The sequence below is a fragment of the Pseudomonas sp. PvP089 genome, from assembly GCF_017875165.1.
Lineage (GTDB): Bacteria > Pseudomonadota > Gammaproteobacteria > Pseudomonadales > Pseudomonadaceae > Aquipseudomonas > Aquipseudomonas fortuita.
In genome coordinates this window covers 1,703,666-1,729,560 of the sequence record NZ_JAGGME010000001.1, presented here as the reverse complement: position 1 = coordinate 1,729,560, position 25,895 = coordinate 1,703,666, and the positions used below count along the sequence as shown (strand labels likewise).

Here is a 25,895-nt window from a genome sequence, read left to right as displayed (position 1 = left end):
GCTAACCATGACCGGCGGCCCACGCACTCAGGCACGCTCTGATTGCGGATTCCACGCCATTCGGACACTCAGCCCACGCTGATCCGGACACCTGTTCCACGCTCATTCGGACAGGCAGTCGGAGCGCAGCGACGCAGGGGTGGCATTGTTAGTCCGGGTTGGCTGGCGTCGTCAATTTCTGCGTCCGTTTGCGCATTGATTCACCCTTCAGATTGATCCGATAAGCGTTGTGCACCAGGCGGTCGAGGATGGCATCGGCCAGGGTCGGATCGCCGATCAGTTCGTGCCAGTTGTCCACCGGCATCTGGCTGGTGACGATGGTCGAGCGCTGGCCGTAACGGTCGTCCAGTAGCTCCAGCATGTCGCGCCGTTGCTCGCCGGTGAACGGGGCCAGGCCCCAGTCGTCGAGGATCAGCAGGTCGGTCTTGGCGTAGCTGCTCATCAGCTTGGCGAAGCGGCCGTCGCCATGGGCCAGACCCAGTTCTTCCAGCAAACGTGGCAGGCGCAGGTAGCGCACGCTGTAGCCCTCCCGGCAGGCCTGGTGGGCCAGGGCGCAGGCCAGCCAGGTTTTACCGACACCGGTGGGGCCGCCGATGATCAGGTTGAGGCCGTCGCGCAGCCACTGACCACTGCTCAGTTGCAGGATCAGCGCCTTATCCAGTCCGCGCGGGCTGCGGTAGTCGATGTCTTCGAGGCAGGCGTTGTGCTTGAGCCGGGCCTGGCGCAGGCGGCTGCTCAGGCGCTTGTCATCGCGTTCGGTCAGCTCGCGGTCGACCAGCAGGCCGAGGCGTTCTTCGAAGCTCAGGCTGTCGATGTCCGGGGTTTTCAGTTGTTCATTCAGCGCCTTGAGCATGCCGTGCAGGCGCAGGGTTTGCAGCTTGTCCAGGGTCGGATGGGGCAGCATGGTGGGATTCCTTGGGGTCAGTGGTAGTAGGCGGATCCGCGCAGGTTGGCGTGGTCGTCCGGTAGTAGCGGCAGGTTGGTTTGAGCTAGCGGCAGGTTTTCCAGCCCCTGGCGCAGGATCGATTCGAGGCTCTTGTAGCTGCACGTGCCGAGGCTGATGGCGCGACGGCAGGCCAACTCCAGACGCGCCTCACCGTGGGTTTTACCCAGGCGCAGGATGCCCAGGCAGGCCCGGTAGCCCTGCTGCGGATGGATGCGCCGTTCGAGGATGTGCCGGATCACGCCGGCGGTGTTCGGCCCGGTCTGCTCGGCCCAGCGGATCAGCCGTTGCGGCGTCCACTCGGCATGCTCGCGATGGCTCTTGGGCATGTGCTCGGCCTGCGTGCTGTGCCTGCCCTTGTGCATTGAGCGCAGGTGGCTGGCCACTCGCTGGTTGGCGTGGAAAAACTCGACGGTGCGCGCCGTCAGGCGCACCTCCAGCTGCTTCTTCACCAGTTGATACGGCACCGAGTAGTAATGCCCATCGACCTCGACGTGGTAGTCGATGTGCACCCGCGCCTTCTTCCACTCGGCGTAGACGTAGGGTTGCTCCGGCAGGGGGCGCAGCGCCGGACGATCCAGGCTGTCGAAGGCCGACTGCCGGGAGCCCGGCAGCTTCTTGAACGGGCGTTGGTTGAGCCGCTCCAGCAGCCCGGCGATGGCCGTGTTGAGTTCATCCAGGGAGAAGAACTGCCGATTCCTCAGTGCGGCGAGGATCCAACGCTCGACCACCTGCACGCCGACTTCGGCCTTGGCCTTGTCGCGCGGTTTGCGTGCCCGCGCCGGCACCACCGCCACGCCATAGTGCTCGGCCAGATCGCGGTAGCTCGGGTTGATGTCCGGCTCGTAGCGGTGACTCTTGCTCACCGCGCTGCGCAGGTTGTCCGGCACCACGATCTCCGGCACGCCGCCGAGGAAGGCGAAGCAGCGGGCATGGGAGCCTAGCCAGTCCGGCAGCTGCTGCGACCAGGTGGCTTCGGCGAAGGTGTAGCTGGACGCGCCGAGCACCGCGACGAACACCTGCGCCTGGCGGATCTCGCCGCTGTGGCGATCGATAACCGGCACCGTCTGGCCGGCATAGTCGACGAACAGCTTCTCGCCGACGCGGTGCTCCTGACGCATCACCACGTCCAACTTGCCCTGCCAGGCTCGGTAGTGCTCACAGAACCAGCTGTACTGAAAGCCCTGAGGCTGGCTCAGGCGGTACTCCTGCCAGAGCAGCGCCAGGGTCACCCCGGGGCGGCGCAGTTCGGCATGCACCCATGCCCAATCGGGTAAAGGCCGCTTCTCACTGGCAACCGCCGGGGCCGGCGGGAACAGTTGCTGCTCCAACTCGGCATCGGACAACGAACAGGGCCAGGTGAGGCCGCTGGCGGCAAAACGGCAGAGGTAATCACCGGCACTGCTGTGGCCAATGCCCAGGCTGCGGGCGATCTTGCGCACGGACAGGCCGCAGTCGAACTTGAGGCGTAACACCTCTCGGATTTTACGCATGGATAAACGCTCCACAACGACCTCTCTGCTTCGAAAAAGAGATCGATGGTAGTGAATAAATCCTGCGTGGCTGCCTGCCAGAAAAGTGTCCGGATGACCGTGGAGTCGGTGTCCGGATGCTCGTGGAATGAGTGTCCGGATCAGCGTGGAATCACTGTCCGGATGCGCGTGGAATGGGTGTCCGAGTCAGCGTGGAATCCGCACTCTGATTGAATAACGCTGCAGCTGGCCAATCCTAGCCCAGCCCATCGTTACGTGGTAGCCAAATAGTGGCTCAGAAAATTTCTCACATCACACTCACCAATCATTGGCAGCCAGGGCAGCTCAGCGAACAAATTCAGATCGCCAACTTACCCCTCCGACTGAGCGCCTGATAGCCTCCGCCGTGCCACCTGGCGAGGCCAGTCCCCGTTCCTGGAGAAAAAGCCCCCAACTAGATTCATGAAGACAAACCTGCACATTCAAACGAATGTCATAAATGACATTTTATTGACTTAACTCACGTCAACTTTTTGCCAAAAAAATAAATCCAAAACATGCCTTGAATTGGCAACTTGCGCCCCGAGATCTGGATAACCCACCCCTACATCGGAGCCCCCCATGGCAGACGTTTATTTCATCAATGGTATTAAGCTTGACGAAACCGAAGAGCACATCGAATACGTTCGAGTTCGAAAATCGGTCTCTAAGGAAAACTTCATAGTGCCGCGCAAATTCGTTGCTCAACTCATCCAAACCGGGGTGTCATTCAAATCGCGCTATCACGACGGCAAGGACTGGCATACCGGTGCGGATGTTGAAGTCTATGAAAGCATCTACCTGAGGGCTAACCCCAACCGCACCGCTAAAGACAACCTCAGAAACTTGCCACAGATCTGATTCTTCCGCGGCTTTCAAGGCGAGGAGGTGACGCCGCTCTCTCGCCTGCTCAGAAGCCAGACACGCCGGCCTACCGCTCATCTGCGGCAGTCAGGCGATCTCATGAGACTTACTGCAGGTACGCTACATGGATCAGCAGGTTGCGCTGAAGTTGATCGCCGAAAAGGCCTACGACGTCGGTTACTCCGCCAAGCTTCACTTCTCCACCTACGACATTGTGGAGAATGCCCCTGGGCGGATCGGTCTGATCTCCTTGGTAATCGGCGTACTAGCGCTCTACATCGATTTCTTGGCGGCAAAACATGTCTCAGCGCTCATTACGGTGATCGGCATTTGCAGCCTTTACATCACCTACTACGCGGACACCAAAGAGCAATATTTCCAAGCGGGAAACAAGCTGACGCAGTTGCTTGATCAGCTGAGAGTAATGTCTGCGCGATGTAAATCTAGCCAGCAATTCACCGCCACCGATCAAGCCGAACTGGATCGAATCACCGCTGATTTCGGGGCGGCCTGCCTGAGGAAACACATCCTGTTCTCGGGCTGGCTGGCACACAAAAAATTCTTTTGGGATCACCAGATCGATTGGATCGCTGAGCACCGTGAATTTAGGTTTTTCAGGGACAAGATCCCGTTTTCCGTATACGCCCTGATCGTAGTGGTTCTGATCGCTCTTGCCGGCGGGTCATGGCTTGCCACGCATCCGGAACTTCTCCTCTCGCTGAAGGAAGCCTGCACCCATGAGTAAAGAGCTTTTCGAGCAGTTTCGTAGAAACCTGGCGGTCAAAAATGCCGACGAGATCTCCAAAAGCTACCGGCAGATTACCGAGAAGCTCAACGAAAAATACTACGACAGCACCTCAGAGACACTTCACTGCCGCCAGGTCGGATCGTACGGTCGACATACCGCAGTCCATGGCGTGAGCGATCTGGACATGGCCTTCGTGCTCCCGTGGTCGGTGTACGACCGTTTTCAGCGCTACGAGAACAACAAGCAATCGTCACTGCTCGGTGAGATTCGCCTGGCTCTGAAAGAACGCTTCCCGAACCATGAGGTGAGGGCCCAGCAGCAGGTAGTATCGATAAATTTCTCGGACTACGTGGTCGAGGTGCTTCCGGCATTCGAGCATGAAGATGGCAGCTATACCTACCCCGATGCCAATGACGGAGGCAGCTGGAAAACCTGTAACCCAGTCGCTGAAATCGATGAGATCAACGCGCTGAACCAGGACAAAAATCATAATCTCAAGCGTCTATGCAAAATGGTGCGAGCTTGGAAAAACGACCATGGTGTGCCATTGAAGGGAATGCTGATCGATACCCTTTGCTACCAGTTCCTCAAGGAGACGACGGACTACGACACCAAGTCCTATGCCGCCTACAGCGAAATGACCCGTGACTTCTTCGCCTACCTGGTTGATATCGATGAAGAGAAGGAGCAATGGCGTGCACCCGGCAGTGGCTCCATCGTCACCAAATCAGGCAACTTTCATCCCAAGGCCAAGAAGGCCCTGAGACGCTTACAGGAGGCGCTGGATGATGCCGAGGTTGCCCATGAGCGGTGGAGCACTGTGTTCGGCGAGCACTTCCCAGAATATGTCGAGCAGGAAAAGAAACAGGCAATCGCAGAGAACCGCGTCAAAAACGCCGAGCAGTTCATCGGTCAAAAATTCAGTCTCGACATCCAGTACACCCTGCGCATCGATTGCTCGGTCAAAAATGAGGGCGACCGGCTGCGCAACCTCATGTCACGCGTCATCGCGTATCGTATTCCCAGGCAGCGTGAATTGACGTTCTGGGTCTCCGAGATCGATGTTCCACCACCATACAAAATTTACTGGAAGGTGAAGAACGTCGGGCCTCAGGCTATTGAGCGCGACATGATCCGCGGCCAGATTCGCATCGACAGCGGTTACCGACAGATCACTGAACACTCTACCTTCCAGGGCGACCACTACGTGGAGTGCTATGCCGTCAAAGAGAACGTATGCGTGGCTCGAAGCCGGATCGTCGTCCCGATCTGACTGCTGCAGGGGGTGTAGAGTCCCACACAAACCTGCCAAATTTTTACCCTAATCTACAGATTGACAATAAATCCTGAGGCATCAAACTTTGCAGTCTGGGTGGTAGCGTGCGAGAGGTGCGCATGGCGAATCCAACTTACACTTGACATAAATCAATAATTTGTAGGGGAAATTGTTCATGGGGGGAGATGTGAGCCTGATAACTTCTAAAGGCAAGGATTGGGCCTTAAAAATAGAAGGGCCTTTGGGGGTTGCTTTTAGTTTAGTGATAGTCATGTGCCTTGGTTATGCTGTCACTGTCCGCGGATGGCAGTTCTTCAAACTCCCGCTGACTATATCACTCATTTTTTCTATATTTTCATTTTTTCTCTCAATCGCTGCCGGCTCCAAACTTAGCATGGGACGAAGGTTGCTATCGGGGGTGCGGGCCGCAGCTGGAACAATCTTATTTGGCACAGTACTTTTTAGCATTATTTTGGGTAGCATTTTTTCATTGACTGAGCTCTGGGAGTATGCGTCCAGCCATATCGCCCAAACCTATAAATCCTCTTTACTTGTCGGACTATTAACATTTATTGTTGGAGTGATATTTTTCGCAGTCCGAACATTTTGGCGCGTCTCCTACGGTTTGTCGGAAATAGTGGCTGGGGTAAGCATTGCCTCATACCGCTCTTTCGGAGCAGAAAATTGGTTTAGCTCCATGAACTTTGACTTATATGTTGTTTTATTAACCGCTGGAGTATACTTGGTGGTAAGGGGTTTTGATAATATATTTCAAGGATACAAAGAATCGAATGATCCGATGGTGAAGGCAGGACTATGGTTGAAATCACAGATCTACGTCTCTAATCTTGAAAAAGTTTCAGAGATGTATGGAGATGAGCGATCAAATTAGCACACCACAAGGAAACACCCTGTCTTACCTCCCTATTCGGAGCTGGAAGTGGGCTAAAGAACAGGCCGGCCTTCACACCGCGGGCCGCGCTCTCACTCTTCTGACCTCGCAAACCTGTCGTCTGCCACCCATAATCTTAACCAGTTAAGTATCAAGGCTTGGAGATCATTCATTGAGCCGACCAGACATTCCTGCTGACATCCGACGAGCCGTGCTGGTGGAGGCTGGCCACCGCTGCGCCATTCCTCGGTGCAATCAAACCGAGCTCGACGTCCACCACATTGTTCCTTGGGCTGATTGCCAGAAGCACGAATATTCCAACCTGATCGCACTCTGCCCTATCTGCCACCGCCGGGCACACCAAGGTGACATCGACCGGAAGTCGCTGCTTATTTACAAGGAAAACCTGGCCAAGGAATTCGGGCGTCATGATAACGGCACCTTTCAAGCAGAAGCCGTTGAAATCAAACGACGCTTGAAAGAGATAAATCGATCTTCGCCAGGCTTCCGTTTTCAGTTCGATTTTCCGGATTTCCCAAATCCACTTGAACGCATTGTGTCTCGAAACATTGAGGCCTGGGGTCTTGAGCTTTTGGCAGAGTTCCAGTCTGGCCAAGCCGAATGGGAAAAAGATCCCGGGAGCCTCCCCGAACACCTCCGCAATTGGCCTGCAAGTCTCAAGGGCAGCTATGAGATAGTGCGACGTGATGAGCGGGTCATAAGCATCCGGTATGCAATCGACACCTACCATCCCGGGGCCGCCCATGGGGCCCGCGAAACCCGGGTGCTTAACTACACACTTTCGCCCTTCCGCCCTGTAACTCTGGAGTACCTCCTGGGAGATCTGCAGCGGTTACCCACACTGGCAGACTTCATTCGCAACCGTCTTGCCGCTACGGGTAGATACGAAGAGTTTTCGCTGAATTTGGGCACAAAACCGACCGAAGAAAACTTCTCCCTCTTCACCATCCTCACGTATGGAATGCTATTCATCTTCCCAGAGTACCGCATCGCTTCGTATGCTGAAGGTGAACAAGATATCTACATTGATTTTACTGAGCTCAAAGGGGTCTGCGACCTGCAGGCCTTAGACAGCCTGCAGATGCATGATGAGGCTTGAGGACACAAGATTTATCGAAGAGCTGGTGATGCCAAATACATCATCCCTCCTCCACCGATGGAGGACACCTGTAGGTGCAGCGGAAAGCTCTCAGCCCCACGATACAGCTCGACCCTAGGTGAACATGAGGGCCGAGCATCGGCGATCGCCTAGAGATGCTTGAGAGCCTTCTCCAACGCCTGGAGAGTGCCTGGCATGAACAACGGGGTACCTTTACCGTCCAAGACATCCCCGCGCTTGCCCCGCTGCAGCCGCCATCGCTGCAGAAACTCATCCGAAAGCAAGTGCTCCAGGGCCTCACGTTCAAACGGCGTCAGCTTGAACTCCGGCGCACCTGTGTGCTTTCGGTCGTCGACACGAATCACCATACCAGGTGGGATAAACTCTTTGATGGTGCGCTGAGCTTGAGCAAGCTCCGCAAGGACTTGCTGAGTCAGCAGGCGCTGCTTGACGTCTTCGATCTCATCGGCCCAGGCGTCGGATCTACGCGGCCTGGGAGGTCGCTTGCGCGCTTCATCGGAAGTGGCGAAGGTTGAAATCAAAGCGCGGTAGTTTTCGCCGGTCTTATTCCTGATGCTCTGGGCTTTTGGAACGCCACGCTCGGCGCCAATGCGCGCGATCGTGGCCACAGAAAAGTCAGTGCTACCCGATTCGGCGTGCTCCTTGCAGACCGCATATACAGCCTGCAGGTAGTCCTTTTGCTTCGGCGATTTGTTGCACAAGTGTGCGAGCATTTCTTCGGGTGACATCATCTCAATCCACAGTTCTTCCACTCGTCAAGCATGCCTGTGATCATACCAGGACTTCAACATCGAAAGCCCCACTTGGAACAGCCGTCGGCCCAGCGTATGACAATCCCAGCAATGGCTCAGATGAAAGCAAGTCCGCGTACTCTCTGTGGGTGATCTCCTCCAAGCCATGCAGATCTTCCAGCTTGATGTCACCGTTGATGAGTTGATCTATACGTTCGGAGCTGCTCAAGCGGCGCTTGAAAAACTCGACGATCTGGTTACCTAGCTTCAGTTGCTCATCCTCGCTGAGCTCAAACATCACTGGTCGAATACCGTTGCTCAAGGTCATGCGGTCGATCATCTGTGAGCGGCGAGGCGTGGCCATGACCGCCGATACTGAATCGTAAATAGTGGCATTGACACAAACCTCATGGAGCTGTTGGAACAAGGATGTTTCCTCAAACCCAACCTGCACCTCGCTTTTATCACTGACGATGAGTTGGAGGCCCTGACCCTCGGAGGCTCCTTCCGCCTCAGCTTGGCTGTTCAGCACGATACGAGATTTTTCGATAAGCTTCGTCAGTGCCTGCATGTCGCACAGGTACATGTCCATTTTTTTTGCGACGGTCTCGACTTCGGAGGCAAGCTTACGCATCGCCACACCTATGCGGTTCTTCTCAGTATCATCAAAGTCCTTGACCCCAATCTGATCAAAACGCTCATACCGAATCTCATCCAACCGCTGTCGGTATTTCGCAATCCTGCGCTCCAAATCGGCATACTGATCGTATTGAAGCCGAACGTTCAACGACAGTTCGTTCCACAAGGCTGTCATCCCGCCGAGGAATACTGGGCCAGTGACGAGATGCCTGCAGCGTGGGCAATTCTGCTCACCCAGATGACCACTTGCGACAGGCAGCCAGTATTTACCTTTATGGGCTGCACCGCCGTCATGGCAGCGGGAACCAGCATAGGGGCAAATTCCATAGTCCCGCACAAGCTGCGTGCCAGCCCGTTCCGACAGCAACATATCCAATGCTTCAGCGGTACTAGAAACCAGCAAAGGACGAAGCTTCTCCACTTCACGTTGCTCGATCATGATTTGAAGATCACGAGCCTCGTTCAGTTGGGCACGCTTTTCAACCTCCGTCATAATGTGTCGGACATGAGCAGTCGTGAGCTTCGCATAGTAGATTGTCATCACTATCGAGGCGTGGCCTACAACCTTCATCAACACCGTTGGATCCATCCCACCATCCATGATGTAGGCGGTGATCAGGCTCACTCGCATGCTATGCGGCGTAAATTTCGAACTGTATCGACCCAGAACAATACGCTCCTGAGGATTCTCAGGATTCCCTCGGTATTGAGCAAGCTCCAGATCGTCAGGCTGAATGTGATAAAGCGCGGCCCAGAGCCGCTTCTTCATATGATCGTTGAACAAGGGTGGCTGATTTTCGTTAAGAGCCCTGAATAGGAATACGTTCTGTCCCTTTTTCGCCAAATCTGCATGCGAAAAATTGCATCGGCTCTGACACTCAGTCCATTTTGTAGGGGCCGTTACTGGGTTGTACTTTTCCTGCCAACGCCTTAAGACAACCAGCCAGTAGGCCAACTGCTCCGGAATCCAGGGGACGCTATACCCTTCACCGTTTGCATCGGTCTTATTGGATGTGAAATGCATTCCCCATCCACCGTCCGTGTTTGTGACAAACGCCTGCTGGACACCTGGAGTAGCCATGGGTCTCGTATTGAGCGTCCAAACCAACTTCCCATCGACAAGCTCAGCGATATACTCATCCGCCTCCCCAGAGTCGTTGTACATGATCTGCCGACCACGGGCTGGCACGGAAACAAGAGCAAGTAGCGCTATCCAATGCCCCGGATACCAGAGGTAATAATCATTGCCAGTTTTGCGCCACACGCAATTAGGGTCATCAAAGTCGATTACAGACGCAGGCACTTTATGATAATCACTGTCAAAGCCATGAAGTGCCTTGAGATCTCCCAGCGTCTTTGCGCCCTCTGGTACAATCCAGTCACGGATCGAATTTACAAAATGGAAAGCAAGTACTGGTTTAACACTTTCACTAGGAGAGCTTTTATACCCGTCAAATTCCGCCGCTGCCAAGGGGTTAGCAGCACCCACTACTCGATAAACATCCCCAGTATCCTCGTCCTCTTCAGTGAAATGAACGCGCAGTGCATCCTCCAAAAATTCATGCACATAGCTCCAAACCAAGCGAGCCGTATTTGGACTTTGCATACTGCAAAGAAACTCTTCGTACTGACGGACATTAATCTTGTCCAGCAGCATGAACTCAATGACATTGCTACCCAGACCATGTGGCTCAACGAAATGACGAAGGAATCTACAAATTGAGGATTCAACAGTTCCTTTTTTTTGTTTGTGTTTAATAAAGCGCTTGACGTCCTCAACCCAGCCAGCCGTCGCTTTAGTCACATACTCAAGTGTGTAGGGGAGTTCTCCTCCTAGAAAATCGTAAACGTTCGACCATTGGCTATAAATTTTGGGAAAATGGTTAACGTTAGGGATCCGAGGATCATTCAACTCGCGAACCCGCTTTGAGACGTCATCCCAAGTTTTACATCCACTCGCCTGAAAAATTTGTTGGACTTCGTCGTAGCTGTAAGGGGTGATTTTCCCCAGTAGGTCGTACCAATCGACCCACGCTAGCGCAAATACAACTTCGGGATCCCCTGGTAGAATAGAAATAGTTTTACAAGCCTCAATGTATTCATCGCGACTTTTAAGCTTCAACACCTTCACTGCATGCTTGAGATCATCTAGGCTGACGATTTCTTCAGGCAAAAGAAATACCTTCCATCCGGGAAACCCAGGGTATTTTTTGACGGGATCGGCCGGCAGACGAGGGTCAACCTTGTAGCGTTCTGCATAATCTGTAGGGCCAGTGAACCTATATGCCAGCGCAATTTTTTTACATACCTTCCAATCAAGCGGTTTGAAACCCTCCTCCCCCTTTAATGCCAGCCCCCAACCAACCCACTTATCTGCATAAACGCATACCGGGTTTTTAGGTAGTTTAGGATCAATTACGCATCGCTTTTTGTAATCTGCTTGATTACGAAAATCATGCTTCCTAGCCGCTACAACGAACTCTTCATAGGTTGCGTAATATTGTGCGAAAAGCGCAGCTGATTTTGGTTTACGCTTCACAGTCGCCTGCAAGAACTCTCCCCAACCTTTCCATTCATTGGGATATTGGCGTTGCGGGCTAGCGACCAAGCGTGGATCTTCCTTTCGACGGCGCGTATAAATATCACGACTCGTGATCCCCAAATTCCGAGCTGCCGTCGAAGCCTCTTCATATGTGGGATAGGGAATATCGGCCTTTCCCAAAAAATGTTCCCACGTGAGAAATTCAGGAAACTGCTGGGGCTCCGATGGTAGCCGTGGGTCTTCGTGCCGGCGTAACATATAATCTCGCCAACCTACAATCCCCAGCGCTTGCGCTGCTTTCTGGCATTCCTCGAAAGTCTTATATATCTCTGGCCGACCCAAGAAGACGTCCCAGTTCACAAAGGCATCGCCGTAATGGGTCATTGGGTCAGGCGGGAGATTAGGGAACTCAGCAAGTAGCTCTCGATATTCTCTTTGCAGCACTACGCCTCTTTCTTTCATGAGCCTCTTTGCATCATTCAGACTCATGAATTCGATTGCCACCAGACCTGGTCTGAGCCGTGGGACTGGCGTTCGGGTAGCTTTTCCAATCGGTGCACGGACGTCATTGAATTCGGTCACTGCGTCTAAAGCAGAGACATGCACCCTCACTTCGGCATAAGCCCCACGCTTGAGAAAGTGATCCCAGCCCTTCCAATGTTGGGAGTAATGCGCCATTGGACTTGCCACTAGGCGAGGGTCTTCCTTGCGTCGTTGGCGATAGTACGCTTTATTCGTGCATCCAAGGCGCACCGCAGCGGCTGATGCCTCTTCATATGTTTCATAGGGCACTCCACCGATACCCAGGAACTCCTCCCACCCTAGGAACTCTTCGCTGAAGATCTGCTCAGGGTTTTGTGGAAGTTTCGGGTCTTCACGCCGTCTTCTCAAATATTCGCGTTGTGTAGTGATATTCAGGGCACGAGCGGCCACCTTACACTCTTCAAATGTGTTGTATCTTTCCTTTTGTTCGCAAAAAGATTTCCAACCTTTGAACTCTTTGTAAATGAGAGATGGATCGGGGGGAAGTCTCGGATCTGCATGACGACGAGACTCATATTGCTTAGCTGTCAAGATACCCATGCGATAGACCACCGCACGGCACTCTTCATAGTCAGTATAGAACCCCAAAAATTCGATTTGCCCTGCTTCAATATTCACGTAAAGACCCCGACGAATTAACCATAAATTGATTTGACTTCTCAAGTGAAAGTCAACACCGGATAGATGCAACCATCTTTGAAACCACATTGCAAGAGCGCAAAAGTTAGCAGGCAGTACTTACGACTGGCCCTAAGCCTTCAAATGCGTAGAGCTGGCCGGCCAACTACCGCTTGTCAAATTTTAGAATTGAGACCTCAGCAGTAGATCTGATGCCACCAGGCCGGCCTAATGAATTAGCCGTATATTGAATTTAATTATTTTCTAAACGACTGAAAAATTAAAAAATGATTTTAAAATTTTATTTGGCAAAGCGCAGCCACTTCCCTGCACATGGCAAAACTTGGGGCTCTCAGCCTGGTCGTTTCCATGAAGGGGAGGAGTTTCAATTTTTAAATGGGCTGGCTGAGGCATGATTTCGAATTAAAAACCGCGCGCCCTGGGGGCGTCGCGCCGGCGCACAACGCCTGACAGGACGTGCTTTCGACCACCATCGAGACCTGCACGGTCGACCTCATTTTAAAATTGAGAAGCCAGTCGGCTCCAATTCTGAATTGGAGAGGAAGGAGATTCTCTGAGCAGTCATGCGACAATTTGTCGCATCTTTTTTCAATGCCGAGCCATCTGGAAGCGCTTGCGCTAAGGGGGTGTTAGCTAGGCTTCAGCTTCAAAGGTCTTGAGACGAGCGTCAGGCGAGGCGAAAACTGCAGAGGAAGCGAAGGTTACGGGTTGAATGAGCATTCCGAGGCTGTTTTCAATGCAGCATGATCGCCACAGGCACTTTTCGTACGAAGCCTAGGTAGGGCTATATGGAAAGACTTGAGAAGCAGGCCATGTGAGGCAATCACTGCCGAGGAGCGCTTAGCGTGCCCGCACTGCCCAGGTCGACAATGACTGGGGAAGCGCGGCCTGCAGCGATGATCGCTTGAACCATAGGGCGAGAGGGGGGAGTCGATCCACGCTTCTATCAGCCCCCCATATCAGGCCTTTACAGGGTCGGTATCGAACAGGTCGGGAAGATCGATACGATGGTCTCTGTAAGGCCCGTATGTACAGGAATCAGACCTCAACTTGCTTTCCTTCTACCCGCTCCATCTCATCCCGGATGTCCTCACTGCTTGGCTCGATGTACACGAGGTGCGAATTCAGATTTTTATGGTGCATAGCTTTGGATATGAACACGCCGGAGAAACCGTACGCAGCGAGCCTGAAGCCATAGGCGTGGCGGTGCCCATGCTCAGTAGTGCCGAATGCCTTCTTATGAGGAAGGCCGATACGCTCGACAGCAGCTCGATGTTGCTGGCTGAAATTTTTGATCGTTTCAGGATGCCCAGAGCTATTGGTAAATGCATACGGGTGATCGAACTCAGGCGGTGGGTCGACCCGTTGGTATTTCAGATAGTTCATGTAGTTCGCATAAAACTCCTTCGCCTTTTCGACCGGGGAGAAGTAAATCTCAATATAACCATCATCACCATCGATAAGCTTAGGCGCTTTCCAACCTGCATAGAGAGCTCTTTGAACCACATAATCTGTTCTCGGAAGAAGACGATAACGCCGCTGCAGGTAGTCTCTACGATTACGGTAGCCCTTTTCCGGGGATCGCCCATTCGATGGATGCCATATACGAACAATGCCCTCTCCCTTTTTCTTGTCAAGTACTAAATCCCCCAAATACCAATGGAAAGGTTCAGACTTACGCAAGCCACCGTAATGCATCAATATAGTGATAGCACGCCCTTTGTAGTCAATGAAATCATGCTCTGTTGCGCCAGGATCATTACAAGTTCGAACCCAACCATTAACCAACAGATTATCTATTTCGCTTTCCGGAAATCGTTTTGTTATTTTTCTATTAGCCGACGGTGCATTGCCAGCACGAACCTGACGAACAAAGTGTGCATTACTTGCCTTACTGCGATCCTTGATCAAATGGCGCAGGAATATGTTCTGTTCTTTATGGTGGTAAGCGCACCAATTTATTCGCTCCTCAACCCGGGTTGCCTTGCGGAACGGGTTTGCCCGGGCGCCACTATGACCGTCCTGTTCGGCTAGCCAATCGCTGTAGACAGTAATGAGATACAACAGGAACGATGAGTCCTTCACCTTCCTCGGTACCCAGTACAAACCCGTGGGATCTGTCGAGGTCTCAACGTCAATGGTGCCCAACTCCAAAGCATTGACGAACGCCTGGAGAAGCTCTGTCACCTTCGTGAACTTGCCCTCGTTGGCATTGATGAACTGGATGAGATGCTGCACCGCGTAGACGCACCGCTCCATCCAAGACGCACTCTTTTTGGCTTGGGAAAGGAATCGCAGCAAAGAGATCAGGATGCCATCTTGAGTGATCAGGGCGGGGAGCATGACCTCACGGCCAGTCTTGTCATTCTGGTAAAGCGTGTTGATTTTCAGGACGTAGGCCATCAGAATCGCACCTGTTATATAGTATATAGTATGCGGACATATCTAATTTTAGCTTAGGTGAGCGGGTCAGGGAAGGCTGATTGGAGGGGGGATTTTTGGGGGTATCAGGGAGTAGTTTTGCGTTGATAGTATGTTTTTGGTCATCGGTTATAATACCGCGGCATGCAGCAGTCCGGTGGCCGGCGCATCAAGCGCAGCCTGTTCATCGATGCGGCCGGGGTGCGTTTCCTCACCCGCGAAGAGGAGCAGCGCCTGAGCCAGGTGCAGTTGCTGGGCGACTACCTGGCCGGCAAGCGCCAGGAGCTACAGAACTGGAACGAGGCCCTGGGGCCTGTCGCCGAGCTGGCGGCTAACCGCCGCAAGCTGACCAACATCGGCACCTTCCGCGCCTTTGCCCTGGCCTACCTGAAAAACCACCCCAACGTGCACCCGAACATGACCTGCATGGTGCGGCAGATGCAGACCACGGCCGAAGGCGTGCCGCTGGAGATCTACTGCTTCACCACCACCACGGTGTGGGCGGACTATGAGCGAATTCAGGGGGATATCTTCGACTATCTGCTGGCGGTGTTGCCGGAGTTTGGCTTGAGCCTGTATCAGCAGCCCAGTGGCAATGACATGCGCGTGGGATTGAGTGGGCGTGCGGCGCAAGAGCCTGTGTCGCGTCGGCTGGAAGAGATGAGCGAGGCTTGAGATTGCCGGGGCTGCTTTGCAGCCCTTTCGCGACACAAGGCCGCTCCTACAATGACCGCGTAAATGCTGATTCTGTGGGAGCGGGTTCACCCGCGAATGGGCCAGTAGCTACCCCGCATAACCTAGCAGGTACAACAGCCCGGTCAAGGTCACCAGCGACGCCACGGTCGACAACAGGATCGTCCGCGAAATCAGCCCCGCCTCGCGGTTGTAATACTCCGCCAGCATGAACGGCCCCGTGCCGGTCGGCAGCGCTGCCAGCAGCACCGCCGAAGCCGCCCACATGCTCGGCAGGCTGAATACCTTGTATGCCAGCACCCAGGTCAGCGCCGGCTGCCCCACCAGCTTCAAGCCCACCAATGGCCACGGGCTGGCTTGCGCACCCGCGCGCTTTTCTGCCAGGAATGCACCCAGCGATACCAACGCGCACGGCGTGGTGGCCAACGCCAGCATGTCCAGAAAATGCAGCACCGGCTCGGCCAGCCCCAACCCGCTCATGGCCCAGCCAGCCCCCGCCAGCGGCGAAATCACCAGCGGGTTCTTCGCCAATGCCTTGCCAACGACCACCACGGCGCGACCGATATGCCGCTCCGCTTGTAGCCCGACCTCGATCAGCGTCAGCGAAATGGCGAACACCAGGCACACCACGATCAACGATGAAATCAGCGCCGGCTGCAAGCCCGCCTGGCCGAACAGCAGCAGGCACAACGGGATGCCTATGTAACCGGTGTTGGCATACCCCGCACTCAGCCCGTCGATGCTCGACGCCACCAGGCCATGGCCGCTGTTCAGGCGCCACAACAGCGTGGCCACGAACATGGCCAGGGCGCCCGTGCCAAAGGCCGCGATGAACCCCGGATGCCAGATCTCGCTCCAGGTGGCAGTGGCCGTCACCTTGAACAGCAACGCCGGCAGGCACAGCCACACCACCATCTTGTTGATTTCGGCGGCGGCCTTGTCACCCAGCTTGTTGGTCTTGCGGCACAGATAGCCGACGAGGATCAGGGCGAAGATCGGCGCAACAATCACGAAGATGGTGTGCATGTCAGGCCTTGCCGGCCAGCGGTGCCTGCGCGCGTGCGCCCAACCGGCTCAGCCACACGGACGCCAGGATGATCGCACCGCCGATGAACAGCCGCCCCAGCGGCTCGTGCTGGTTCCAGATCAGCAAGTTCAGCAGCAACCCCACCGGCACATGCAGGTTGTTCATGACCGCCAGCGTGCCGCCAGAAACCATGCAAGCGCCCTTGTTCCACCAGTACAGGCCCAGCGCCGTCGGGCACAGGCCCAGGAACAACAGCACCAGCCATTGCACATCGGTACTCGGCAGGTGCTGGGCATTGCCGAACAGCAGGAAGGCCGGCAGCACCACCAGCAAGGCGCCCAGGTAGAAGTAGCCAAAACGCGCGTAGTGCGGCAGGTCACTGGGGTTGCGCGCGACCAGGTGGCGGTACAGCACCTGGCCGGCGGCATAGGTGAAGTTGGCCAGTTGCAGCAGCAGGAACCCGATGAAAAACTCGCCGCTGATGCTGTCGAAGCGGATCACCGCGGCACCGGCTACCGCCACCAGCGCCGCCAGCAGTGCCCATGGGTTGAAACGCCGGTTCATGGCGTCTTCGATCAGCGTCACGTGCAACGGCGTGAGGATGGTGAAAAGCAGCACCTCCGGCACCGTGAGTACGCGGAAGCTCAGGTACAGGCAGACGTAGGTGATGCCGTACTGCAGTGCGCCGATCAGCAGCATCGAGCGCATGAAGCGCGGTTCGACCTGGCGCCAGCGGGTCAGCGGCAGGAACACCAGGCCGGCCAGCAGCACCCGTGCGAGCACGGCGAAGTAGCTGTCGACGTGCCCGGCCAGGTACTCGCCGATCAGGCTGAAGGAAAACGCCTGGATCAGCGCGACGATTATCAGGTAGCCCATGGTTGCCTCTCGTAATCAAGGCCGCGACCTTAGCGGGTTGCGCCGAATGAGTTCAACCATTCAGGTGCCTGTCATGGTTTTTTTGTTAGGGCATAAATCGAGCGCCGCCCGCGCGGCGCATCGCGAGCACTACAAAGCTCAGTAGAGTCACAAAAAAAGCCCGGCCATTGGCCGGGCAGTACACCCAAAGGAGCAAAAACAGGTGTCAGGGTTGGGAATTCAGTAAACCTCAGGCCACTGCCGCCAGCCTGGCCTTGGCCTGGTTGACGCCTTTCTCGTGGAATTCGCCACTCATGTTCAGGCCTTCGGCATGGATAAAGTCGACATCATGAATGCCGATGAACGCCATCACCTGGCGCAGGTACGGTTCCTGATGGTCGCTGGTGGCGCCCGCATGGATACCGCCACGGGCAGTCAGGACCACGGCGCGCTTGCCGGTCAGCAGGCCCTGCGGGCCGGTGGGGGTGTACTTGAAGGTGATGCCGGCACGCAACACGTGGTCCAGCCAGGCCTTGAGGGTGCTGGGGATGGTGAAGTTGTACATGGGCGCAGCCATCACCAGCACGTCGGCGGCCAGCAATTCATCAGTCAATTCATTGGAACGGGCCAGGGCCTCAAGTTCGGCGGCGCTGCGCTGTTCTTCCGGCTTCATCCACCCACCCAGCAGGTTGGCGTCCAGGTGCGGCACCGGGTTCACGGCCAGGTCACGCACAGTAATCTGATCAGCCGGGTGAGCGGCCTGCCATTGCTGGATGAAATCACGGGTCAGCTGACGAGAAACGGAATCCTGCTGGCGGGCGCTGCTTTCGATGATCAGTACGCGGGACATGGGTGCCTCCATCGGCGAAAAGGGTACGATTCGATGGAGGTGAGATTAAGGCTTGACCTATCGATAAAAAAGCGTAAAAAGTGGGTTCAATCAATCGATTAATCAGTTTATTCCGGGCTGCAGTTCACGGCGATCCGTAGTTTGATGATCTGCCTGTTGAATTTGGCAGTGACATCCACGCTTTTACCGGCCGGCACGTTCACCCGGCGTACCCGCGGTGCCTCCGGGCCATTGCGGAAGGTCACCTTGCACGCCGCCGGCACTTGCCCATAGTTGTTGAGGGTAATGGCGCCGATGTCGTAGGCCGTGTCATAGGCGGTGTAGTCCAGCTTGACCCCGGTCAGTTCCTTTTCCACATCGATGGGATAGGCCATGGCCCCGAGGGGCAGGCACATCAGTATTGCCGCACAACATTTCTTCATGGGCCGCTCTCCTTGAAAGAGCGCAGCTTAGGACAACAGGAGCGAAAGATGAAAGCGCCGCGCGTAACCCTTGACCAGTGGCGAACCCTGCAAGCAGTGGTCGATCACGGCGGGTTTGCCCAGGCCGCCGAGGCACTGCACCGCTCGCAGTCCTCGGTCAGCTACACCGTGGCCCGCATGCAGGAACAACTGGGTGTGCCACTGCTGCGCATCGACGGCCGCAAGGCGGTGCTCACCGAGGCGGGCAACGTGTTGCTGCGTCGCTCTCGCCACTTGGTCAAGCAGGCCAGCCAGCTCGAAGACCTCGCCCACCATATGGAACAAGGCTGGGAAGCCGAGGTGCGCCTGGTGGTCGATGCCGCCTACCCCAGTGCCCGCCTGGTACGTGCCCTGGCCGCGTTCATGCCGCAAAGCCGCGGCTGCCGGGTGCGCCTGCGTGAAGAGGTGTTGTCTGGCGTAGAGGAAGTGATGCACGAAGGCATCGCCGACCTGGCCATCAGCAGCTACAGCATTGGCGGCTACCTGGGCGCCGAGCTGAGCGCGGTGGAGTTCGTCGCCGTCGCCCACCCTGAACACAGCCTTCACCGGCTGGGCAGGGAACTCACCTTCCAGGACCTGGAAAGCCAGCTACAGGTGGTCATCCGCGACTCCGGCCGCGCGCAGCCACGCGACGTTGGCTGGCTGGGTGCAGAGCAGCGCTGGACGGTCGGCAGCCTGGGCACCGCCTCCACCTTTGTCAGCAGCGGCCTGGGCTTTGCCTGGCTGCCCCGACACATGATCGAGCGCGAACTGCGCGAAGGTGTGCTCAAACCATTGCCGCTGGATCAGGGTGGCAGCCGCCACCCACTGTTCTACCTTTATTCGAGCAAAGAGAAGACCCTGGGCCCGGCCACGCAGATTCTCATCGAGCTGCTGCGCAACTTCGACACCGCGCCACTGGACGTGCCCTTCGCAGCCCCCCCGCAAGCCTGAGAGGACCGCGCCCATGGCCTATTTCGAACACGAAGGATGCGCACTGCATTATGAGGAATATGGCCAGGGCGACCCGTTGGTGTTGCTGCACGGCCTGGGCTCCAGCTGCCAGGACTGGGAGTTGCAGGTGCCGGTGCTCAGCCGGCATTACCGGGTGATCCTCATGGACATCCGCGGCCACGGTCGCTCCGACAAACCGCGCGACGGCTACCACATAGCCACCTTCAGTGCCGACCTGCTGGCCCTGCTCGAACACCTGCACACGGGGCCCGTGCACTTCGTCGGCCTGTCGATGGGGGGTATGGTCGGCTTCCAGTTTGCCGTCGACCACCCGCAATGGCTGCGCAGCCTGTGCATCGTCAACAGCGCCCCCGAAGTCAAGCGCCGTACCCGCAGCGACTGGCTGTGGTGGCTCAAGCGCTGGGGCCTGGCACGCATCCTCAGTGTCGAAACCGTCGGCAAGGGCCTGGCCGAACGACTGTTCCCCAAGCCTCACCAGGCTGCCCTGCGGCAGAAGATGGCCCAACGCTGGGCGCGCAACGACAAGCGCGCCTACCTCAAGAGCTTCGACGCCATCGTCGACTGGGGCGTGCAGGAACGCATCGGCCGTATTCACTGTCCCAGTCTGGTCATCGCTGCCGACCACGATTACACCCCGATACAACTGAAACAGCGTTACGTTGCCTTGATGCCCAACGCCAGGCTGGTGGTCATCGACGATTCGCGGCACGCTACGCCCCTCGATCAACCCGAGGTCTTCAACCAGACCCTGCTGCAGTTCCTCGCAGCCGCTTCCACCTCTCAAGGATCTTTGAGCCCATGCTGAAAAAACTCCTGCTCACCGCCTGCTCGGTCGCCTTCGCCACCAGCGTCATGGCTTCCGACAAGACCCCGCACGTCATGCTGGACACCAGCTTCGGCCAGGTCGAAATCGAGCTGAACGCCGAGAAGGCGCCGATCAGTACCAAGAACTTCCTCGAGTACGTCGACAGCGGCTTCTACAACAACACCATTTTCCACCGAGTGATCCCCGGCTTCATGGTCCAGGGCGGCGGCTTTACTGACCAGATGGTACAGAAGAACACCAAGGACCCGATCAAGAACGAGGCCAGCAATGGCCTGCTGAACACCCGCGGCACTCTGTCGATGGCGCGCACCTCCAACCCGAACTCCGCCACCAGCCAGTTCTTCATCAACGTAGCCGACAACGATTTCCTTAACCCGGGGCGCGACGCCGGGTACGCCGTGTTCGGCAAGGTGACCAAGGGTATGGACGTGGTCGACCAGATCGTCAACTCGCAAACCACCACCAAAAAAGGCATGCGTGATGTACCGGCCGACCCGGTCTACATCAAGTCGGCCAAACGCATCGACTGACCGCAGGCTGCACAGGGACGTGCAACCGCCTGAGGGCCGGATGGAACAGGAGTGTCGTTACCCATGCTGTACCGTCGTTTTGAACAACTGATCGATATCTTTCGCGAAGCCCCCAGTGAATCGCCACCCACCAGCGTGTGGCCGTTCTACCTGTATTACCTGCGCCAGGTGTGGCCCAGCTTCCTCGCCCTGCTGGTGGTCGGCCTGTTCGCCTCGCTGATCGAGGTGGCGATGTTCAGCTACCTCAGCCGCATCATCGACCTGGCCCAGGGCACGCCGAATGTCAGCTTCTTCAGCGAGCACAGCGGTGAACTGATCTGGATGCTGGTGGTGATCCTGCTGCTGCGGCCGTTGTTTTTTGGCCTGCACGACCTGCTGGTACACCAGACCATCAACCCCGGCATGACCAGCCTGATCCGCTGGCAAAACCACACTTATGTGCTCAAGCAGAGCCTGAATTTCTTCCAGAGCGACTTCGCCGGGCGCATTGCCCAGCGCATCATGCAGACCGGCAACTCGCTGCGTGATTCTGCCGTGCAGGCGGTGGACGCGTTGTGGCATGTGCTGATCTATGCGATCACCTCGCTGGTGCTGTTTGCTGAAGCCGATTGGCGCCTGATGCTGCCGCTGCTGGTCTGGATCGCTGGCTACATCGCCGCGCTGTTCTACTTCGTGCCACGGGTCAAGGAACGTTCGGTGATCTCCTCCGACGCCCGCTCCAAGCTGATGGGGCGGATCGTCGACGGCTACACCAACATCGCGACGCTGAAGCTGTTCGCCCACACCGACTACGAGCAGCAGTACGCACGTGAGGCGATCCGCGAGCAAACCGAAAAAACCCAGCTGGCCTCGCGGGTAATTACCAGCATGGACGTGGTCATCACCACACTCAACGGCCTGCTGGTGGTTGCCACCACAGGCCTGGCGCTGTGGCTGTGGAGCCAGTCACTGATCACCGTTGGCGCCATCGCCCTGGCCACCGGCCTGGTGATCCGCATCGTCAACATGTCAGGCTGGATCATGTGGGTGGTCAACGGCATCTTCGAGAACATCGGCATGGTCCAGGACGGCCTGCAGACCATTGCCCAGCCGGTTACCGTCACCGACCCGCCCAACGCGCCGGCGCTCAAGGTCAGCCGCGGCGCGGTGCATTTCGATGATGTCGACTTCCACTATGGCAAGGCTGCCAATGTGATCGAAGGGCTCGACCTGAACATTCGCCCGGGCGAAAAAATCGGCCTGATCGGCCCGTCCGGCGCGGGCAAGTCGACGTTGGTCAACCTGCTGTTGCGCCTGTATGACGTGCAGGGCGGGCGCATCCTCATCGATGGCCAGGACATTGCCAAGGTGAGCCAGGCCAGCCTGCGCGCACAAATCGGCATGATCACCCAGGACACCTCGTTGCTGCACCGCTCGATCCGCGACAACCTGCTGTACGGCCGCCCCGATGCCAGCGAGGCGCAGTTGCACGAAGCGGTTCGCCGCGCCCGCGCCGACGAGTTCATCCCGCAACTGTCGGACGCCCAGGGGCGCACCGGTTTCGATGCCCATGTGGGTGAGCGCGGGGTCAAGTTGTCGGGCGGCCAACGCCAGCGTATCGCCATCGCCCGGGTGCTGTTGAAGAATGCACCGTTCCTGATCATGGACGAAGCCACTTCGGCGCTGGACTCGGAGGTGGAGGCCGCCATTCAGGAGAGCCTGGAGACGCTGATGCAGGGCAAGACGGTGATTGCAATTGCCCACCGGCTGTCGACCATTGCCCGGATGGACCGGCTGGTGGTGCTGGACAAGGGCCGGATTGTCGAAAGTGGCAGCCATGCGCAGTTGCTAGAGCAACAAGGGTTGTATGCCCGGCTGTGGCATCACCAGACCGGGGGCTTTGTCGGGGCCGACTGATCTGCGCTACGGCGCGCTTCTTGTAGGAGCGGCCTTGTGCCGCGAAAGGGCTGCGCAGCAGCCCCAGGTTTCAGCTTCGCAGCAATAATTGCCGGGGCAGCTTTGCGGCCCTTTCGCGGCACAAGGCCGCTCCTACAGGGATCGCGCAGCAGCCGAAGACACATCAGTCCCGGCGGTAGGGCAACATCCCCCTCGCCTCCTCGGCATACCCCTTGACCCCTTCCCGCTCCTGCAGCAGAAAATCCTCCACCGCCCGCCGCAACCCCGGGTGCAGCAGGTAATGCCATGACCGCGTGAGTACCGGCTCAAACCCACGTATCAGCTTGTGCTCGCCCTGCGCCCCGGCATCGAAACGCTGGTAACCCTCGGCAATGGCAAAGTCCATGCCCTGGTAGAAACACGTTTCGAAATGCAGCCGGTCGAACTCATCCAGGCAACCCCAGTAGCGGCCAAACAGGCTATCGCCCCCCACCAGGCTCAAGGCCATCGCCACATCGCGCCCACCTTGACGGGCCATCACCACACGCAGCGCCTCGGGCATGCGTTCGGCCAGCAGGCTGAAAAACTCGCGGGTCAGGTAAGGCGCGCGTCGGCGCACCGCATAGGTGTTGGCATAACACTGAAAGACGAAATCCCACTGTGCCTCGTCCAGTTCATCACCGCGGTACCAGCGGAAGTCGATACCCTGCCCCGCCACCTGCTCGCGCTCCTTGCGCATCTGCTTGCGCTTGCGCGAGCTCAGGCTGTCGAGAAAATCCTGGAAGTCGCGATAGCCCCGGTTTTGCCAGTGGAACTGACAGCCCAGTCGCTCCATCCACCCTGGCAGGCCCGCCAACTGCGCGTCCAGCGCCGGGTCGGTGAAGTTGATGTGCGCACCTGAAAGCCCACCCTTGCCCAGATACTCCGGCAAGGCCTGCAGCATCAGCAAGCCGTCAGCCGGATCGGCCGCCAGCAGCCGTGGGCCGCTGACCGGGCTGAACGGCACAGCGCCGAGCAGTTTTGGGTAGTAGGCGATGCCAGCCCGCTCACAGGCCTCCGCCCAACCATGATCGAACACATACTCGCCAAACGAGTGCCATTTGCGATATGCCGGCAACAGTGCCCGTACCTGCCCGTCACGCTCCAGCACCAGGTGCTCGGCGGCCCAGCCGGTATTTCGCTGCACGCTGCCGCTGTCTTCCATCGCGCTGAGGAAGGCATGGCGCAGGAACGGTTGGCCCGCCGGCACCAGGGCATCCCAGGTGGCCGCCGGAAGATCACGCAAATGGGCAAGGCTATACAGGCTGGTCACGGTTTCGGCTCGCTGTCTGAAGGCCCTCAGTATCCCCAAGGATGGCCCGGCACTCAAATGACGAAAGCCAGGCTGATCCTTTTACTCTCAATTACTTAACAACAGTGCCACTAATTAGACATTAATCTGTCATTGGCCCCCGCAATACTTGCGCCTGTTTTCCGGAACCCCAGAACCTGTCTATTCAGGCCCTTTCCGAAGACATGCCAACGCAGGGGCAGGCGCTTGAGCCTCCCCCATTTTTTTCAGTAGGGAGAACCTTATGCGTCTTGTTTCTACACTTACCGGAGTGAGCCTCACCGGCATGATGCTGGCTCTGAGCGCCCCGGCCAGTGCTGCTGTCGACGCCAAGCTGCTCGAAATGCTCCGCGCCAATGGCTCGATCAACCAGGCGCAGTACAACGAACTGCAGGGCGACCTGGCAAAAGAAACCAAGGAAAAGGCCGACCAGAAAGCTCAGTCCGAACGTATGAGCTCCTTTGAACAAAAAGTGGCATGGGCCGCCAAGACCCAGATCAAGGGTGATGTGCGCCTGCGTTACGAAGACGTCAACGTTGACAACCCGATCTCCCGTAGCGGCAACCAGGACCGTGAGCGCGTGCGTGCCCGTGTCGGTTTCTACAGCGAGATCAACCCGCAGGTCGACGCTGGCGTGCGTGTGGCCACCGGTAGCAGCGCCGATGCTCGCTCGACCAACCAAAGCCTGGACAACTATTTCGAGAAGAAATCGCTGTGGGTCGACCTGGCCTACCTCGACTGGCATCCGACTGCCGTGCCAAACCTGCACCTGATCGGCGGCAAGATGATGCAGCCATGGGTGAGCATGGGCGACATCATCTGGGACAGCGACATCAACCCTGAAGGCGTGGCGGCTACCTACAAGACCAACCTCGGCCCCGCCGAAGTGTTCGGCAGCATCGGCCACTACAACCTGAAAGACAACGTAGACGGCGACGGCGTGCAGTACAAGCACGACGCACAGCTGTATGCGGCCCAGTTGGGCACCAAGTTCAACGCGGCTGACACCGTCAAGGTTACCGTGGGCGGCAGCATCTATGGCTACGACAACGACAAGGCCTCGGCTGCCCTGGCTTCGCTGGGCAACACCACCAACGAGTTCCAGCTGGTGGAAGGTTTCGGCCAGGTCGACTTCACCGGCTTCGCCATCCCACTGTCGGCTTACGGCCAGTTCGTCAAGAACACCGAAAGCACCGACGGCAAGGACAAGGCCTGGCTGGCCGGCCTGAAGAGCAAGATCGGCGCCTGGAGCCTGGACTACAACTACCGCGACGTACAGCGTAACGGTGTAGTGAGCCTGTTCACCGACTCTGACTTCGGTAACGGCTTCACCGGTTCCCGTGGCCACAAGTTCAAGGTGGGTTACGAAATCGACAAGAACTTTGCGCTGGGCGCGGCCTACATGATGGCCAAGACCGACTACTCCAACCTGCCGAACAGCGATGCTGACGTAGACACCCTGCAGGTGGACCTGGAAGCCAAATTCTAAGCATCACCCTCTCTGCTTCAAGCTGAAGCGGGAAACGCCGACCCCATCCGGCGTTTCCCGTTTTTTTTGCCTGTGAAATTGTAGGGGGCTGCTTCGCAGCCCATTCGCGGCACTA

Annotated in this window: 20 protein-coding genes and 1 pseudogene; 11 read left to right on the top strand and 10 right to left on the bottom strand. The window is 56.9% G+C overall.

Annotation, left to right across the window (positions count from 1 at the left end; translation table 11 throughout):
* Positions 1-148: 148 nt before the first annotated feature.
* Both istB and istA read right to left on the bottom strand, forming a co-directional pair.
* The gene (gene istB / locus J3A71_RS07970) at positions 149-904 is read right to left on the bottom strand and encodes an IS21-like element ISPpu7 family helper ATPase IstB (protein ID WP_019437637.1); all 756 of its coding nucleotides are present in this window, start codon (positions 902-904) and stop codon (positions 149-151) included.
* 17 nt (positions 905-921) lie between these two features.
* Positions 922-2,436: an IS21-like element ISPpu7 family transposase gene (istA, locus tag J3A71_RS07965; RefSeq protein WP_019437638.1), complete on the bottom strand. Its 1,515-nt coding sequence runs from the start codon at positions 2,434-2,436 to the stop codon at positions 922-924.
* A 600-nt stretch (positions 2,437-3,036) separates the two neighbouring features.
* Here istA and J3A71_RS07960 point away from each other — a divergent pair.
* The 5 genes from J3A71_RS07960 to J3A71_RS07940 all read left to right on the top strand — a co-directional run bounded on the left by J3A71_RS07960 (position 3,037) and on the right by J3A71_RS07940 (position 7,354).
* The gene (locus J3A71_RS07960; RefSeq protein WP_054901953.1) at positions 3,037-3,315 is read left to right on the top strand and encodes a DUF3892 domain-containing protein; all 279 of its coding nucleotides are present in this window, start codon (positions 3,037-3,039) and stop codon (positions 3,313-3,315) included.
* 127 nt (positions 3,316-3,442) lie between these two features.
* Complete coding sequence (locus J3A71_RS07955) at positions 3,443-4,063, top strand: SLATT domain-containing protein (protein ID WP_054901954.1); 621 nt, start codon at positions 3,443-3,445, stop codon at positions 4,061-4,063.
* On the top strand, positions 4,056-5,339 hold the full coding sequence (locus J3A71_RS07950; protein ID WP_054901955.1) for a nucleotidyltransferase: 1,284 nt from the start codon (positions 4,056-4,058) through the stop codon (positions 5,337-5,339). The genes J3A71_RS07955 and J3A71_RS07950 overlap by 8 nt, the downstream gene beginning before the upstream one ends.
* Positions 5,340-5,529: 190 nt before the next feature.
* A complete protein-coding gene (locus J3A71_RS07945) occupies positions 5,530-6,234 on the top strand; it encodes a hypothetical protein (RefSeq protein ID WP_146024568.1) in 705 nt (234 codons plus the stop codon).
* Between the two features lie 172 nt (positions 6,235-6,406).
* Positions 6,407-7,354: an HNH endonuclease gene (locus J3A71_RS07940; RefSeq protein WP_082422826.1), complete on the top strand. Its 948-nt coding sequence runs from the start codon at positions 6,407-6,409 to the stop codon at positions 7,352-7,354.
* Positions 7,355-7,503: 149 nt separating this feature from the next.
* Here J3A71_RS07940 and gmtX read toward each other — a convergent pair whose 3' ends face one another.
* The 3 genes from gmtX to gmtY form a co-directional block, all read right to left on the bottom strand.
* A complete protein-coding gene (gene gmtX, locus J3A71_RS07935; protein ID WP_256215676.1) occupies positions 7,504-8,127 on the bottom strand; it encodes a gamma-mobile-trio protein GmtX in 624 nt (207 codons plus the stop codon).
* Positions 8,128-8,146: 19 nt separating this feature from the next.
* Positions 8,147-12,448, bottom strand: a complete 4,302-nt coding sequence (locus J3A71_RS07930) for a VPA1269 family protein (RefSeq protein ID WP_172455967.1) — start codon at positions 12,446-12,448, stop codon at positions 8,147-8,149.
* A 1,059-nt stretch (positions 12,449-13,507) separates the two neighbouring features.
* Positions 13,508-14,872, bottom strand: coding sequence for a gamma-mobile-trio recombinase GmtY (gmtY, locus tag J3A71_RS07925; protein WP_245353425.1), 1,365 nt, complete (start codon positions 14,870-14,872; stop codon positions 13,508-13,510).
* A 153-nt stretch (positions 14,873-15,025) separates the two neighbouring features.
* Between gmtY and J3A71_RS07920 the strand changes: the two are divergent.
* Positions 15,026-15,565: pseudogene (locus tag J3A71_RS07920) on the top strand (mechanosensitive ion channel family protein); the annotation flags it as partial.
* Between the two features lie 108 nt (positions 15,566-15,673).
* Here the strand turns inward: J3A71_RS07920 and J3A71_RS07915 are convergent.
* The 4 genes from J3A71_RS07915 to J3A71_RS07900 form a co-directional block, all read right to left on the bottom strand.
* Positions 15,674-16,609, bottom strand: a complete 936-nt coding sequence (locus tag J3A71_RS07915; protein ID WP_023047769.1) for an AEC family transporter — start codon at positions 16,607-16,609, stop codon at positions 15,674-15,676.
* 1 nt (position 16,610) lies between these two features.
* Positions 16,611-17,486, bottom strand: a complete 876-nt coding sequence (locus tag J3A71_RS07910) for a carboxylate/amino acid/amine transporter (protein ID WP_016488548.1) — start codon at positions 17,484-17,486, stop codon at positions 16,611-16,613.
* A 229-nt stretch (positions 17,487-17,715) separates the two neighbouring features.
* Complete coding sequence (locus J3A71_RS07905) at positions 17,716-18,315, bottom strand: FMN-dependent NADH-azoreductase (RefSeq protein WP_016488549.1); 600 nt, start codon at positions 18,313-18,315, stop codon at positions 17,716-17,718.
* A gap of 107 nt (positions 18,316-18,422) precedes the next feature.
* On the bottom strand, positions 18,423-18,737 hold the full coding sequence (locus J3A71_RS07900) for a hypothetical protein (RefSeq protein WP_024717905.1): 315 nt from the start codon (positions 18,735-18,737) through the stop codon (positions 18,423-18,425).
* 48 nt (positions 18,738-18,785) lie between these two features.
* On the opposite strand from J3A71_RS07900, the gene J3A71_RS07895 reads away from it, so the two are divergent.
* From J3A71_RS07895 to J3A71_RS07880, 4 genes are all read left to right on the top strand, one after another.
* Positions 18,786-19,709, top strand: coding sequence for a LysR family transcriptional regulator (locus J3A71_RS07895; RefSeq protein ID WP_016488550.1), 924 nt, complete (start codon positions 18,786-18,788; stop codon positions 19,707-19,709).
* A 13-nt stretch (positions 19,710-19,722) separates the two neighbouring features.
* Positions 19,723-20,535 (top strand): alpha/beta hydrolase, encoded by an 813-nt coding sequence (locus tag J3A71_RS07890; protein ID WP_060519163.1) that lies wholly within the window; start codon positions 19,723-19,725, stop codon positions 20,533-20,535.
* On the top strand, positions 20,529-21,086 hold the full coding sequence (locus J3A71_RS07885; RefSeq protein ID WP_016488552.1) for a peptidylprolyl isomerase A: 558 nt from the start codon (positions 20,529-20,531) through the stop codon (positions 21,084-21,086). Before J3A71_RS07890 ends, J3A71_RS07885 begins: the two co-directional genes overlap by 7 nt.
* 63 nt (positions 21,087-21,149) lie before the next feature.
* A complete protein-coding gene (locus J3A71_RS07880; RefSeq protein ID WP_096426619.1) occupies positions 21,150-22,982 on the top strand; it encodes an ABC transporter ATP-binding protein in 1,833 nt (610 codons plus the stop codon).
* Positions 22,983-23,145: 163 nt separating this feature from the next.
* Here the strand turns inward: J3A71_RS07880 and J3A71_RS07875 are convergent, their stop codons facing one another.
* The gene (locus tag J3A71_RS07875; protein ID WP_096426620.1) at positions 23,146-24,273 is read right to left on the bottom strand and encodes a GNAT family N-acetyltransferase; all 1,128 of its coding nucleotides are present in this window, start codon (positions 24,271-24,273) and stop codon (positions 23,146-23,148) included.
* A gap of 262 nt (positions 24,274-24,535) precedes the next feature.
* Here J3A71_RS07875 and J3A71_RS07870 point away from each other — a divergent pair, with 262 nt between their 5' ends.
* Positions 24,536-25,780, top strand: coding sequence for a putative porin (locus J3A71_RS07870; protein ID WP_016488555.1), 1,245 nt, complete (start codon positions 24,536-24,538; stop codon positions 25,778-25,780).
* Positions 25,781-25,895: the final 115 nt, after the last annotated feature.

Bases quoted from the DNA above. Each gene is read 5' to 3' on its own strand.
- J3A71_RS07900 (WP_024717905.1), bottom strand. From the start codon at position 18,737: ATGAAGAAATGTTGTGCGGCAATACTGATGTGCCTGCCCCTCGGGGCC.
- J3A71_RS07895 (WP_016488550.1), top strand. From the start codon at position 18,786: ATGAAAGCGCCGCGCGTAACCCTTGACCAGTGGCGAACCCTGCAAGCA.
- J3A71_RS07890 (WP_060519163.1), top strand. From the start codon at position 19,723: ATGGCCTATTTCGAACACGAAGGATGCGCACTGCATTATGAGGAATAT.
- gmtY (WP_245353425.1), bottom strand. From the start codon at position 14,872: ATGGCCTACGTCCTGAAAATCAACACGCTTTACCAGAATGACAAGACT.
- J3A71_RS07885 (WP_016488552.1), top strand. From the start codon at position 20,529: ATGCTGAAAAAACTCCTGCTCACCGCCTGCTCGGTCGCCTTCGCCACC.
- J3A71_RS07905 (WP_016488549.1), bottom strand. From the start codon at position 18,315: ATGTCCCGCGTACTGATCATCGAAAGCAGCGCCCGCCAGCAGGATTCC.
- J3A71_RS07910 (WP_016488548.1), bottom strand. From the start codon at position 17,486: ATGGGCTACCTGATAATCGTCGCGCTGATCCAGGCGTTTTCCTTCAGC.
- J3A71_RS07950 (WP_054901955.1), top strand. From the start codon at position 4,056: ATGAGTAAAGAGCTTTTCGAGCAGTTTCGTAGAAACCTGGCGGTCAAA.
- J3A71_RS07955 (WP_054901954.1), top strand. From the start codon at position 3,443: ATGGATCAGCAGGTTGCGCTGAAGTTGATCGCCGAAAAGGCCTACGAC.
- J3A71_RS07870 (WP_016488555.1), top strand. From the start codon at position 24,536: ATGCGTCTTGTTTCTACACTTACCGGAGTGAGCCTCACCGGCATGATG.
- J3A71_RS07915 (WP_023047769.1), bottom strand. From the start codon at position 16,609: ATGCACACCATCTTCGTGATTGTTGCGCCGATCTTCGCCCTGATCCTC.
- istB (WP_019437637.1), bottom strand. From the start codon at position 904: ATGCTGCCCCATCCGACCCTGGACAAGCTGCAAACCCTGCGCCTGCAC.
- J3A71_RS07960 (WP_054901953.1), top strand. From the start codon at position 3,037: ATGGCAGACGTTTATTTCATCAATGGTATTAAGCTTGACGAAACCGAA.
- J3A71_RS07880 (WP_096426619.1), top strand. From the start codon at position 21,150: ATGCTGTACCGTCGTTTTGAACAACTGATCGATATCTTTCGCGAAGCC.
- istA (WP_019437638.1), bottom strand. From the start codon at position 2,436: ATGCGTAAAATCCGAGAGGTGTTACGCCTCAAGTTCGACTGCGGCCTG.